At 37.7% G+C, this 14,694-nt stretch carries 8 protein-coding genes; all 8 read left to right on the forward strand.

The genetic code is table 11. The features are described from left to right. The first annotated feature begins 245 nt into the window (after nt 1–245). The 8 genes from K9N40_06785 to K9N40_06820 all read left to right on the forward strand — a co-directional run bounded on the left by K9N40_06785 (nt 246) and on the right by K9N40_06820 (nt 14,660). Nucleotides 246–647 (forward strand): DUF2493 domain-containing protein, encoded by a 402-nt coding sequence (locus tag K9N40_06785; protein MCF7814163.1) that lies wholly within the window; start codon nt 246–248, stop codon nt 645–647. A gap of 122 nt (nt 648–769) precedes the next feature. Next, nucleotides 770–1,723, forward strand: a complete 954-nt coding sequence (locus K9N40_06790) for a GPI inositol-deacylase (GenBank protein ID MCF7814164.1) — start codon at nt 770–772, stop codon at nt 1,721–1,723. After that, nucleotides 1,720–4,032 carry a tetratricopeptide repeat protein gene (locus tag K9N40_06795; GenBank protein ID MCF7814165.1) on the forward strand — a complete coding sequence of 771 codons (2,313 nt, stop codon included), beginning with the start codon at nt 1,720–1,722 and terminating at the stop codon, nt 4,030–4,032. Before K9N40_06790 ends, K9N40_06795 begins: the two co-directional genes overlap by 4 nt. Nucleotides 4,033–4,072: 40 nt before the next feature. Beyond that, complete coding sequence (locus K9N40_06800; protein ID MCF7814166.1) at nt 4,073–5,464, forward strand: sigma-54 dependent transcriptional regulator; 1,392 nt, start codon at nt 4,073–4,075, stop codon at nt 5,462–5,464. Between the two features lie 163 nt (nt 5,465–5,627). Beyond that, on the forward strand, nt 5,628–7,721 hold the full coding sequence (locus K9N40_06805) for a T9SS type A sorting domain-containing protein (GenBank protein MCF7814167.1): 2,094 nt from the start codon (nt 5,628–5,630) through the stop codon (nt 7,719–7,721). Between the two features lie 269 nt (nt 7,722–7,990). Continuing rightward, the gene (locus K9N40_06810; protein ID MCF7814168.1) at nt 7,991–10,087 is read left to right on the forward strand and encodes a T9SS type A sorting domain-containing protein; all 2,097 of its coding nucleotides are present in this window, start codon (nt 7,991–7,993) and stop codon (nt 10,085–10,087) included. Between the two features lie 295 nt (nt 10,088–10,382). Next, on the forward strand, nt 10,383–12,482 hold the full coding sequence (locus K9N40_06815; protein MCF7814169.1) for a T9SS type A sorting domain-containing protein: 2,100 nt from the start codon (nt 10,383–10,385) through the stop codon (nt 12,480–12,482). A 126-nt stretch (nt 12,483–12,608) separates the two neighbouring features. Then, nucleotides 12,609–14,660 (forward strand): tetratricopeptide repeat-containing sensor histidine kinase, encoded by a 2,052-nt coding sequence (locus tag K9N40_06820; protein MCF7814170.1) that lies wholly within the window; start codon nt 12,609–12,611, stop codon nt 14,658–14,660. Nucleotides 14,661–14,694 lie beyond the last annotated feature (34 nt).

Below are 14,694 nucleotides of genomic sequence, written 5' to 3' on the forward strand. Positions count from 1 at the left end.
GTCGTGGTGTGGATAGTGTACACTTTAGATAAATTTCAGACTTATCCACGATTTGACACTATTTTTCACTTATGTTTTTCTATTCTCGCTTTATGAAAATGTTTCATAACTTTTCATAAAACATGTTACACTACCTAATCAAAAACAAGAAAACTCTAAGTTTATACTCAATGTCAAAACAATTTTTTTCTTGCCTGCTTTTGTTAATGAATTTTAGAGATTTCTCTATATTTAAAGGAATGAAAATGAAGCTGGCTGTTATTGGAAGTAAAGAATTTAAGGATTATCGAAAACTGAAATCTGTTTTGGATCAACTTTCGGGAATAACAGCCATTGTAAGCGGAGCTGCATCGGGAACAGATGCAATGGCTGCTCGATATGCAAAGGTACATAATATAAAATTAATCGAATTTCCTCCAGATTATAAGAATTATGGGGAAGAGGCAAAACATTTTCGTGATCGACAGATCGTGGAAAATTGTGATTCTTTGATTGCCTTCTGGGATGGTAAATGTGAAGGAACTAAATATACGATTGAATATGCTGAGAAGTTAGAGATTCCTTTGAAAGTAATAAGTATTCAAAGCTCCCCTTTGGAAGGGGAGAATCCCGAAATTTTTCGAGAAGAGGGGTTTTCTGTTAAATGAATTTTTTTTATGTTAAAATTTTATCGGAAAATGAACCCCCTCCCAGTGGAATATCCATAGGATTCCACGGGATATATTTAATTCCCCCTTACCACGGGGGACAATATGGAATAAAAGATTAAATGAAACCAATAATCATCGGAATTCACGGACTTAAGAACAAGCCAGCCAAAAAGCTTCTGGAAAGCTGGTGGATCAAATCCATCCGCGATGGATTGCAATATTATAATAATTTTCACGATAGCTTCAAATTTGAACTTTGTTACTGGGCAGATATGGAGTATGAAAAACCGCTCGATCCCCAAATGGAAGATGAAGATGATCCGTTGTATTTGAAAGAGCCGTATACTTCCTTTGAACCTCCCAAAACGGAAAAAGAGATCAATAATACAAAACGTAAAATTCTGGATAAATTGGAAATCGCAATGGATAATCTTTTCCTGCGGGAAGATGCCATCGAAGGTATTGAAAAAATTGCGGATCTCACAATCCGAAAAATGTTCGCTGATCTGGATACTTATTATCATGGAAATTGCAGTCTTAATCAAAATGAAAAAGCTAAAACAGCTTTTCGAAATCGGTTGGCTCAACTTCTAAAAAAATACAAAAATCATGATATCTTAATTCTTGCTCATTCCATGGGAACGATCATTTCCTACGATACACTTTTACACGTAATTCCGAATTTAAAAATTGATACTTTCATCACGCTTGGTTCACCTTTGGGTTTGCCGGTTATCACCAAAAAAATCCTGCTGGAATTGGGAAAGAAAATAGATGAAAACAGCCAGCCACCGGTTCCTGATAACATTAGAAATAACTGGTTCAATTTTTCGGATTTGGATGATAACATTGCTGCAAATTATAACCTGGCAGACGACTATAACTTCAATAAAAATGCAATGTTACCGAAAGACAATATCGTGAATAATGAATATATTTATGATGGACAAAAAAATCCGCATAAGGTTTATGGTTATTTGCGCACGCCGCAGGTTGCGGAAGCGATTTATAATTTTCTGAACAGGAAAGATTCATTCCTGACAGAAGTTTTAAAAAGGATGGGAATACGATGAAGAAATTAGTAATAATTTTGATAATAATATTTTGTTTTTCTTTAATTTCAGCGCAAACCTCCAAAATAGACAGCCTGGATATCCGCATTGAAAACACAACAGGAAAAGAAAAAGTAGATGCTTTGAACGATCTTTCCAAAGCTTACTGGCAGATCGATCCAACTTATTCTGTAGAATATGGCGAAACATCCAGAAAACTTGCCAGAAAAGAAAAATATAAAGCCGGCGAAGCAAAAGCACTCAATAATATTGGAGTCGGTTATTTCTATCTGGGCGATTCTGAAACAGGTATGGAATTTCTGATGGATGCTTTGGAACTAAGAAAGGAGATCGGAGACAAAAAAGAGATCGTTACCGCACTCAATAACATCGGAATAATCTACGATGCAATTAATGATTATAATAATGCTCTTAAATTTTACCTGGAATCACTTAAAATTGAAGAGGAGATCGGCAACGATAAAGGAATTGCTGGTTCTTTGAATAATATTGGAATTGTATACGAAAACCTCAGTAATTTCAATAAAGCGCTCGAATATTTTCTACGTTCTCTTCAGATTTATGAAAAGCTTGATGATAAAGTAGGAATGGCTGCTACATGTGGAAATATTGGCCTGATATATGGCGGACTTACAAATTATGATAAGGCTTTAGAATATCATTTTAAAGCCCTCAACATTTACGAGGAAGTGCAAGATTTGCGGGGAAAAGCAAATATTCTTGGCAATATCGGCATTATCTACGATGATCTGGGAAATAATGATATGGCTTTGGAATATTATTTGAAATCATTGAAATTTGAACAGGAGATTGGTGATAAAACTGGAATTGCAACGACTCTGAATAATATAGGTGTTATTTATGATACTATCAAAGAATATGAAAAAGCGATTGAATATTATCAAGGATCTTTAAATATTTACGGTGAACTAAACGATGTAAGTGGAGTTGCCGACGCCAATAATAACATCGGAGTAGCCTACAAAAACCTGAATGATTATAAAAAAGCCCTTAAATATCTTCTGAACGCTTTGGATAAATATCGAGAATTGGGAAGAGTAAAAGGTATTGCTGCTGCTTTGAATAACGTGGGAACTGTTTATTACGAATTGAAAAATTATTCCAAAGCTGAAGAATTTTTGTTAAATGGCTTAAAGCTTGCCAGACAGATCGAAATACGCGATCTGATCATCGAAATATATCTGCGTCTTTCCGATGTGAAAGTTGCTCAGCAAAATTACCAGGAAGCTTTAAAATATCACAAATTATATTCCAGCGTAAAAGACAGTATCTTTTCCAGTGAAAGAATGGAAATTATAGCCGGAATGGAAGCAACTTACGAAGTGCAGCTTCTTCTGGAAGAACGCGAAAAAGAAATTGAACTTTTGCAGAAAGACAATGAGATCTACAAACTGCAGGCAGAAAAGCAACGGTTGAATATGTGGCTGCTCTATTTTGGACTGGCAATTGTAATCGTGCTGGCTTTTGTCATTTTTTATCGTTATCGTTTGAATAAAAAAAATACCATCATCCTGGAAAAAGTAGTAGAAGAACGAACCAAAGATCTGCGGGAAACCAATGATCAACTGAAAAAAGAAATTACAGAAAGAAAACAGTTGGAAAATCAATTGATCCGTTCTGAACGACTTGCCGGTGTTGGTGAACTGGCAGCTGGAATTGCTCATGAGATCAGAAATCCGCTTGGAAATATCAGCTCTTCAGCTCAGATCTGTCTCAGCAAATACAATCCCCAAAACCAGATAAAAGATTTTCTGGGAATTATTCAGGAAGAATCCGATAAAGCAAATGCCATCATCAAAGGATTGTTAGATTTTGCCAATCCGCGCGAAGTAAAACTGAAAAAGGATTCTGTCTGCAAAGTTATTAAAGAAGTTCTTAACAGTGTGAATGCCAGATTGCAGGAAAATCAGGTGAATGTAGAACTGGACTGTTCAACCACAATTCCGCGGATAATGCTCGATGCTAAATGGCTGCAGCAAGCTTTTCAGAATTTCATCCTCAATTCTATCCAGGCAATGCCAAATGGTGGAAAATTAAAAATTTCCGGAAAAGCAGATTTTAAAAATGAACAGCTGACTGTGATAATTGAAGACTCAGGATTTGGAATTTCCCAGGAAAATCTCAGTAAAATTTTCGACCCGTTCTACACAACTCGCGAAGACGGGGTTGGACTTGGTTTAAGTTTGTGTCATCAAATTATTTCCGACCACAATGGAAACATGCAGATAGAGAGCGAGGAGAAGGTAGGAACAAAAGTTTACTTGACGTTTCCAATTTCCAATAATTAATAAATTTATAAGATAAAGATAAGGCAAGGGAAGGGGCTTTATGAATAAAATTTTAGTTATCGATGATAACAAGAACATGCAGATAATTTTGAAAAATATTCTGTCTGATGAAGGATATGATATTGATACAGTTGGCAACGGTAAAGACGGTTTAAGTTTAGTAAAAGAGCTCATTCCGGATCTGGTTTTGCTTGATATTCGCCTGCCGCAGATGAATGGCATGGATGTTCTGAAGAAGATCAAAGAATACGATTCAGAAATGCTGGTAATAATGATCACAGCTTTTGGCGATATCAAAACTGCGGTGGAAGCCATGAAGATGGGGGCTTATGATTATGTAACGAAACCATTTGTAAATGAAGATCTTACACTTACAATTCAAAAAGCACTCAAAACTAGAAGCTTGAGCAGAGAAGTTAAATGCCTTCGCAAAAAACTGGATGGTAAGGTAAAACAAGCAGACATTACCGGTGAAAGCCCTCAAATAAATCGTGTAAAAAAACAGATCAATCTGATCGCTCCCACCGATATGAGCGTGATCATTCAGGGAAAAAGCGGAACCGGAAAAGAAGTTGTGGCAAACCTCATTCACAAAAAAAGTAATCGCAAAAATGGTGCTTTCGTGCCGATTGATTGCGGAGCAATTCCCGATACGCTGGTGGAAAGCGAATTGTTTGGCTACGAAAAAGGAGCTTTTACCGGTGCCCATGCCAATAAAAAAGGAAAATTTGAAGCTGCCAGCGGCGGTACGCTGTTTCTGGATGAGATAACCAATTTACCCGCTGCTGCTCAAGCCAAACTTTTGCGCGTTCTGCAGGAGCGTTCTATTCAGCGTGTGGGCAGCACCAAAAGCATAAAAGTAGATGTGAGAATAATCGTAGCAACGAATCTGGATATTTTGGAAGTGGTAAATTCCGGAGATTTTCGAGATGACCTTTTCCATAGATTGAACGAATTCAAACTTGATCTGCCTTTGCTTTCCAAGCGCAAAGATGATATTCCGCTTCTGGCCGATGAATTCCTTGAAGAAGCAAATGATGCACTTTGCAAAGAGATTGCAGGGTTTACACCCGAAGCAATGAAAGTGATGCTTTCCTACAGCTGGCCGGGAAATGTGCGTGAACTGAAACATCTGGTAAAAAGGGCAGTTCTCCTGGAAGATAATAATCGTATCTCCAAAGAAACCATCGATCAGGAAATTACCATGGTAAGCCAGAATAAAAGTTCTGCCAGTATCGATGAATATTATCAAAGGATCATGGATAAAGGATATTCTCTGGCGGATATTACTTCGGAAGTGAGTCATAATATGGAACGCGAAATTATTCAGAGAGTTCTTCTAGATGTAAAATATAACAAGTCAAAAGCAGCAAGAATATTGAATATAGATAGGAATACATTGTATTCCAAAATTAAGATTCTGGATATCTGATAGCATAGCGATCCTGCAACATTAACCATTCAGTTTGCGGAATCACCTCCGCAAATTCAATATTAATATTATCTTTATAACGCTCTATAATCTATAATATAAAGATTTAACTACATGGCACACCAATTGCATTTTTATTCCTCAAATATCATAGGAGGAAGAAATGAAGAAACTACTCATCGTCTCACTTTTCGTAGTTTTATTCGCATGTATCTGGGCAGAACACATGCAGCCCATTTACAAAAATGCAGAAGAAGTTCTGCGAACTAAAAAACCAAGAGTTTACGAAAACACACCACGTGATATTCCAGACTGGAATTTTGCGATTGAACCGGTTGGCATCATGACGAACTATTATGATTACATGCCGGGAAGTTATAACAGCATTCCTATTCGGGTTCAAACAACTGCCGACGGCGGAATTTACCTGGCTTTTCATGCCCGTGAAACAGCTGCTTCTACACGCCGGGTTTATTATGCCTACATTGATGCAAACGGCAACCTTACCAACTCAGCTACGATCGGGACTCAGGATATTCACGAAGGTTATCCGGGAATCGATCTTGATCCTGTTACTGGTGATCCCATTGTAGCCTGGCATGTAAATATCGATGCAAGCACAGTAGATGAAGAAGTTGTGGTTAGTTACGACCTTTATCATTTGGGAAGTCCTGGACTTTGGAAAACACCATTTATCGTGATTGATGACAACATTCCTTCTGCCATTGCACCAGATGATGTATTTGTGTGGCCCTATGTTTATGTAGGTCCTTCACCTACAGCAGGAAAAAGAAGAGTTTATGTAATTGCCAGCAATAATGATGAATCACCCAATGGAAATCCTTCCGAAAACAATATGTTTGCTTATGCCGATTTTGATGAAAATGATTTCAATGCACAATCAGAGTTGGATTGGACTTATCGTACAATTCCAATGCTGGATGACTGGCATGCCGGAAATCCGGAATGGGTACGTCCGACTCATGCTGTAGCTTTAGATGAAGACGGAACAGTTGCCCTTTTTGGTTACACAGTTACAGAAGACGCTTCTACCAGCATGGCAGATAAACTTTATGCTTTTGTAAATACAAATTACGGTGAAGGAGATTTTGTATATCAGGAAACCAGCTGTCATTACGATGTAGACAATCCTCTTAATCAGGATGGAACTCCATACTTTGTCGATCCCGATACAGGTCAACCACATGATATCTATTTTGCTCCCTATCTTTGTAATCATCAGAATGTTATCATGCAGGATGGATGTTTGTATTTCCTGGGAAATGTAAACATGCTGCTTTATCCCGATTCCTGGTATCCCGATCTGCCGATGATGTATCCTAAAATGTATAAATACGATATTGTAAATGAGGAATTCAGCTTTCAGGATATGTACATTACAGGAGCAAATCCAAATGATGATAATGTGATGCTGCCGTGGGACTTGGACGAAGATGGCCAAGTAGATGAATACGATCCTGACGGATATGTTACCTGGGTAGATGGCTGGCCGATTTACCATTATGACAATGGAGTTGCCTTTGATGAAAACCACTGGCAGGTAACACAAAATGAAGATAATGGTTGGATGGTTGCTGTCTGGTCGGAAGGTTTAAAATCTCGGCTTGGAAATATTCCTGAACCTGGTTATGAAGACTGGGCAGAATTTCCCGAAGTTGCAGTTGCCGTTTCCCGCGATGGTGGTGATACATGGTCGGAAACAATCTTGATGAATGCCAAAACTGATGATGATAATTATGCACCTGAACTTGATGGAATGATCCCGGTTTATGTTTATACAGGAGATGTAATAGAAGATATGGGAAATGAATGGGGAAGATTGCATCTGATGTTCCTGGATGATAACAGCTATGGCTCTACAATTGCCGGTCATGGAGAAAATCTGGGTGGAACAATGATGTATGCAGCAATTGATATTGATTTTTCTTCGAATGGCAGCAATCCTGTCCTTCCTACTCCAACTGCTATTTTAGATCAAAATTATCCCAATCCGTTCAATCCGACAACTACAATCAAATATCAAATCAAAAGTACTGGTCATGTCAGCATCGATGTTTTCAACGTGAAAGGGCAAAAAGTAGCCACACTTGTCAATAGAGATCAATCTGCCGGAAATCATCAGGTGATCTGGGATGGAAAAGAAGCTGATGGCTCCAGGGCTGCCAGCGGAATTTATTTCTACAAACTGCAAACAGATGAATATTCAGTATCAAAGAAAATGATCCTGATGAAATAGATTTTCCCTGCGAGGAAAAGAAGCTCGAAAACAGAAAGCACCAACTTCGGTGCTTTCTGTTTATATTCATTTTCAATTTGCGGTATCAATTCCGCAAAAGATTGTAATTTTAGTGAAAATTTTTTGAGATAAATTCAAAAAAATAAAAGTAAAATTGAAATCTAAATTCAATATTTTAAATTAATTAGAGAGCAATACCTGATGAATTCGAGTCAACTTGGCTTCTGGCACAGCAATTGCTTTCTTATCAATAAATAAAGGAGGAAATGGTGAAAAAATTTTCATTATTGATTATTTTGGTTTGCTTTGTTATCAGCTTATCTGCCGAAATGCAGCAAGCCACCACAAGAAATGCAGAACTCGACGCCCACAATCATTCTGCAAAAGTTTATGAACCCACTTCCCGTGATGTTCCCAACTGGGAAATCGGAATAGATCCCGTAAGCCTTATCACAAACTATTACGATTATCAACCAGGTAGTTATAATAGTATTTCTGTGCGGGTGCAGCCCGATGGTGGAAAGTATATGATTTTCCACGGACGTGAAACTGCAGCTTCCACAAGACGTGTGTATTATGCTTATGTGGATGCAGCTGGAAATTTAACCAACGTAGCAACTATTGGAACGGATGATGTTAACGAAGGTTATCCTGGAATCAGCATCGATCCCGAGACTCAAAACCCGATCACAGCCTGGCATGGAAATTTTGATGAATCCAATACAGATTTTGAAATTGTTGTCTCTTACGATCTTTACCATCTGGGAAGTCCGGGACTTTGGAAAACACCATTTATTGTTATCGATGATGCAACTCAATCACCCAACATGCCGGACGATGAATTCAACTGGCCTTACACTTTTATCGGTCCGTCTCCAGTTACTGGAAAACGTCGTGTTTATGTTGTAGCTACAAACTTTGACAATGCGCCAAGTGGTGATCCATCAGAGAACGTAATGATCGCTTTTGCTGATTTTGATGAAAATGATTTCAATGCACAGTCAGAACTGGATTGGTCTTATCGTACAATTCCGCAAATGGATGCCTGGCACAATGAAGATCCTGAATGGATGCGGCCAAATGGTGCAACAGCAGTTTCCAATGATGGAAGCATCGCACTTTTTGGATATGTTATCACAGATGGCGAAACATCTACAACTCCGGATCAGATGTATTGCTTCGTGAATGACAATTATGGCGAAGGAGACTTTGAAATGCATCTGGGACAGGCAGAATTTGATATCGATAATCCTCAGAACCAGGATGGAACTTATCGCTTTGTAGATGATCAAACGGGTCAACCGCTTCAGTTGTATATGGCACCAACACTGTGTAATCATCAAAACGTGATGTTTACCGATAATAATTCAAAAGTTAAATTTCTGGGAAATATGAATATGCTGGTCCATCCAGCAGACTGGTTTCCCGATCTGCCAATGATGTATCCCAAAGTTTATACATTCGATTTGAATACAGAAGAATTCACTTTCCAGGATCTGTATATTACAGGCGCAAATCCTAATGATAATATTCCGATGTTACCTTGGGATCTGGATGAAGACGGGCAAGTAGATGAATATGATGCCGATGGCATAGTAACCTGGGTTGATGGCTGGCCGGTATTTCATTATGATTATGATGTGGCTTTCCACGAAAATCGCTGGCAGCTTACCCAAAATGAAGATAATGATTGGATGGTTGCAGTTTGGTCGGAAGGTCTCAAATCTCGTCTTGGAAATGTTCCAGAACCCGGTTATGAAGATTGGGCAGAATTTCCTGAAATAGCTGTTGCAATTTCTAATGATGGTGGAGAAAACTGGTCGGATGCAATCCTGATGAATGCCAAAACTGACGATGATAACTATGTTCCAGAATTTGACGGAATGATTCCCTGCTACGTTTATACAGGCGATGTAATTCAAGACCTTGGAGATGGTTGGGGCAGAGTCGATCTGATGTTCCTGGATGATAACAGCTACGGATCTTCGATTCAAGGATATGGCGAAAACCTGGGCGGAACGATGATCTACACAGCTATCGATATTGAATTTGGAAATCCCAATAATACCGAACCAAACACAATTCCGGCTATTGTGGAATTGAAGCAGAATTATCCAAATCCTTTCAATCCAAGTACCACAATTTCTTATAATCTTAAGGAAGCTGCCGAGGTTGAATTGGAAATTTTCAACGTGAAAGGTCAAAAAGTAAGAACTCTGGTTCAAGAACATCAAAATGCCGGTGAACATCAGGTTACATGGCAGGGAAAAGACGACAACTTCAGAAATGTTTCCAGCGGAGTTTACTTCTACAAAATGAAATCTGGAAATCTTACAACAACCAAAAAAATGATCCTATTGAAATAGAAATGATCAGCTAATGTTAGTAATCTAACATCCCCGCGCGTCGGAAGATCAAATGGTTTTCCGGCGCATTTTTTTTATTGCCTGACCGCAAAAACAAAATGAGGAGTGATTTCCGCAAAATAAATGAACTTCTCGATTTTACAATAGAATAGATTTTACAGGAAATAAAATAATATTATGTTTATAATTCTTTTAATTTCAAACAAATAAGCTAAGATATTCCAAAAAAAAAGTTTGGATATATGGAACGGCACGCAAATTGCAACGTTATATGCAAATAAATTTGGGAGGAAAGATGAAAAAAACTTTCGTATTTGTAATACTTATAGCTTTTGTAAGTATTCTTTTGGCAGATATGATGACCGACGTCCCTCGGAATTCAGTAACTTTGGAACATGGAAAAAGGGCAAAAGTTTACGAGAATACTTCTCGTGATGTTCCAGAATGGGAATTTTACACAAATCCTTTAAGCATTATCACAAACTATTATGATTACATGCCTGGTAGTTACAACAGCACACCAATTAGACTTCAGCCTGATGATGCTGGTGATGGAATCTACATTGCTTTCCATGGACGTGAAACAGCAGGTTCTACACGTCGTGTTTATTATGCCTACATTGATGGAAGCGGAAACCTGACAAATGTTGCTACAATCAGCACGGACGACATTGCAGAAGGTTATGCCGGATTGGATATAGATCCTGTAACTGGTGATCCAATTGTAAGCTGGCATGTGAACATTGATCCAAGTTCTGTAGATAATGAATGTGTTGTATCTTACGACATGTTCCATCTGGGAAGTCCTGGACTTTGGAAAACACCATTTGTTGTAATTGATGAAAGCTACATCTCAAACGATCCAGCAGATGAATTTGAATGGCCATACGTTTATATTGGACCTTCTCCTACTGCAGGAAAAAGAAGAGTTTATGTAGTTGGAAACAATGCTTATGGTGCAATTAATCCATCGGAAAATGTTTTGATCGCTCATGCTGATTTTGATGTTAATGATTTTAACATGCAGTCAGAATTGGATTGGACTTATAACACAATTCCACTGATGGATGACTGGAATGCTGGAATTCCTGAATGGCAGCGTCCCAATAAAGCAATGGCCGTTTCTGAAGATGGAAAAGTTGCCTTATTCGGTTACGTGATAACAGACGGTGAAACTTCTACTACTCCAGATAGAATGTTTTGTTTCGTGAACGATAATTATGGTGACGGTGATTACACCTATTTTGAAGGACCAGCCGAATTTGATATCGACAATCCTCAAAATCAGGATGGAACTTATCGCTTTGTAGATCCAGATACCGGTGCACCAGAACAACTTTATATGGAACCCTACCTTTGCAATCATCAAAATGTTATCTTTGCTAATGGCGGAACAGAACTTAAGTTTCTGGGTAACATGAATATGATGTTACATCCTGCAAGCTGGTATCCAGATCTGCCGATGATGTATCCAAAGGTTTATACTTACGATCTGGTAAATGAAGAATTTAAGTTTCAGGACCTTTACATTACCGGTGCCAATCCAAATGATAACCTTCCGATGCTTCCCTGGGATTTGGATGAAGACGGACAGGTCGATGAATATGACCCTGACGGATATGCTACCTGGGTAGACGGCTGGCCAATTTATCATTTCGATAATGGTGTTGCTTTCCATGAAAACAACTTCAAAATGACTAAAAATGAAGATAAAGGCTGGCTGGCTGCGATTTGGTCTGAAGGTCTTAAATCTCGTCTTGGAAATATTCCAGAACCTGGCTACGAAGACTGGGCAGAATTTCCGGAAGTTGCTATCGCTATTTCCAATGACGGCGGAGAAAACTGGCAGGAACCAATTATCTTCAATGCAAAATCTGATGATGATAATTATGCTCCCGAAATCGATGGCATGATTCCCTGCTATATTTATCCCGGAGATGAAATAGAAGATCTGGGTGATGGCTACGGACTGCTTCATCTGGCATTCCTGGATGACAACAGCTACGGTTCATTCATTCAAGGACATGGAGAAAATCTGGGTGGAACAATGATGTATTCTTCTGTTAAGATCAAGTTCGAAGAAGTTGGAAATAACAATAATACGATCATTCCATCTATCGCCAGCATTTCTCAAAACTATCCAAATCCATTCAATCCTACTACAACAATCAAATACAACTTGAATAATGCCAGTGATGTTGCTATCGATGTATTCAACGTAAAAGGACAAAAAGTTACGACTCTTGTAAATGAGCACAAACAAGCCGGGCAGCATGAAGCTGTGTGGAATGGAAAAGATGCAAACAACAGAAACGTATCCAGTGGTGTTTACTTCTACAAAATGAGAGCAGGTGGACGCTACACAGATACTCGCAAAATGATCTTACTGAAATAATTCGATAAAGAATTACTATGATTCAAAACCTTTCGGGTTTTTATAGCCCGGAAGGTTTTTTTCTTTACAAGTTTTACCCAAATCGATCTTTTCAATTACAATTGAATCGAAAAAAAATGGGATGATATGAAAAAAATATTCTTGGTTACACTATTTTTTATAGTCGCATATATTTCAGCAGAAGTGTCAGTTATTGATAGTCTGTACACAAAATTAGGAAATACTGATAAAGATAAATATGTAGATGTTTTGAATAGATTGGCCAAGGAATATAGTTCGATAAATGCGGATTCATCATATTTTTATGCAGAATTAGCTCTTCAAGAAGCCCAGAGAATTGATTATCCCAAAGGTAAAATAAACGCTTTTAGCAATTTGGGATTTTACTTTTTTGATTCCAATCATTATGACCTGGCATTACAATACCAGAAACAATCTCTGGAACTTGCCCAAGAAATCGATTACAAAGAAGGTATTGCCAATGCTTTGAATAACATTGGCAATATTTACGATTCTCAAAGCAATATCGACAGTGCTTTGGATTATCATCTTCAGGCATTAGAGATCAATCTGCAAATTGGCGATGAGAATAGAATTGCCACTTCCTACAATAATATCGGAAATATCTATTACACTCTTTCCAATTATGATAAAGCTCTGGAATATTATCAGAAATCACTTGAATTGAAGGAAAAATCTTCTGATGAAGCAAAATTGGCCGGAGCTTACAGTAATATCGGAAATGTTTATATGGCCAAAGAGGAATTCGATACTGCGATCCAATATTACGAACAAGCTCTTGACCTGATGCAGAAGATCAGCCATCAAATGGGAATAGCACATTTTACCAATAATTTAGGTATCATTTACGGCAATCTAAAGGAATTCGAAAAATCACTGCAATATCTTCATGATGCTCAAACTGTTTATGAAACAATAGGTGATAAAAGAGGAAATGCGAGAGTATTTTATAACATTGCCAATCTTTATAAAGAAACTGGTGAATTGCAAAATGCTCTGAATTTTTTGGAAAATAGTTTGCAGATTGCACAGCAAATTAATGCTCAAAAAATTATCCAGAATTGCTATTATCTGTACGCCGAGATCTACAAAAAGCAGGAAAATTTTAAAAAGGCTTATGAAAACTTCGAAAAATATACGACAATAAAAGACAGTATTTTCAGCTCAGAAAGTTCCAATAAGATCGCAGAAATGCAAGTGCGATTTGAAATGGAAAAGAAGGAACAGGAAAATGAAATTTACCGCCTGGAACTGGAAAAGCAGAAGCTGGTAAAATGGCGGCTCTATTTTGGATTGATCATTCTTTTTGTGGTTACATTTCTCTTTTATTATCGCTACAAAACCAAACAGAAAGTCAACCAGGAACTACGAGAAAAAATTGCCGAAGCTCTCCAAAAACAGAAAGAGCAACAGCAGATAATTGTGCATCAGGCAAATCTTTCATCTTTAGGAGAAATGGCTGCCGGAATTGCACATGAGATCAATCAACCTCTGCAAAATATTTCGCTTTCAGCGGAAAGCATAGAAATAGAGATGACCGAGAAAAAACTCGATAACAAATATTTGAAACAGAAGCTGAAATTTATTTACGAAGATATTGAACGCATAAAGACGATAAGTGAACATATTTCTACATTTTCCAGTGAACAGAAAAATGAGATCACCAAAAAATTCTGCTTGAATGAAAGTGTGCAGAATGCTGTTTCCATGATCCAGAAACAGTTTGATAAAAATGGAGTCGATCTGAAACTGAAATTGAAAGATGATCTTTCCAAAATTGAAGGTAATGTCTATAAATTTGAGCAAGTTGTATTGAACTTGCTTTCCAATGCTAAAGACGCTGTTCTGGAAGATGATAGAATCCCAGAAAAGACAGTGACAGTGCATTCCAACGAAAATGAAAAGGAAGTTTTTCTGGAAGTAGAGGATAATGGAATTGGAATTTCAGAATCTGTAAAAATGAATATCTTTCTACCTTTTTTCACAACCAAAAAATTCGGTGATGGCACGGGACTTGGACTTTCTATTGCTTATGGAATAATCAAAGAAATGAAGGGGAAAATTGAATTGGTAGAAAATAACAATACTATATTTAGAGTTTCCTTTCCCAAAGAGGTAGTTGAAACAACCAACAAAAACGAACAAAAGAAAGATTAAAAATTTTATCTGATATTTGTAGGATTGGAAGAGG

The organism is Candidatus Cloacimonadota bacterium, from assembly GCA_021734245.1.
GTDB lineage: Bacteria > Cloacimonadota > Cloacimonadia > Cloacimonadales > TCS61 > B137-G9.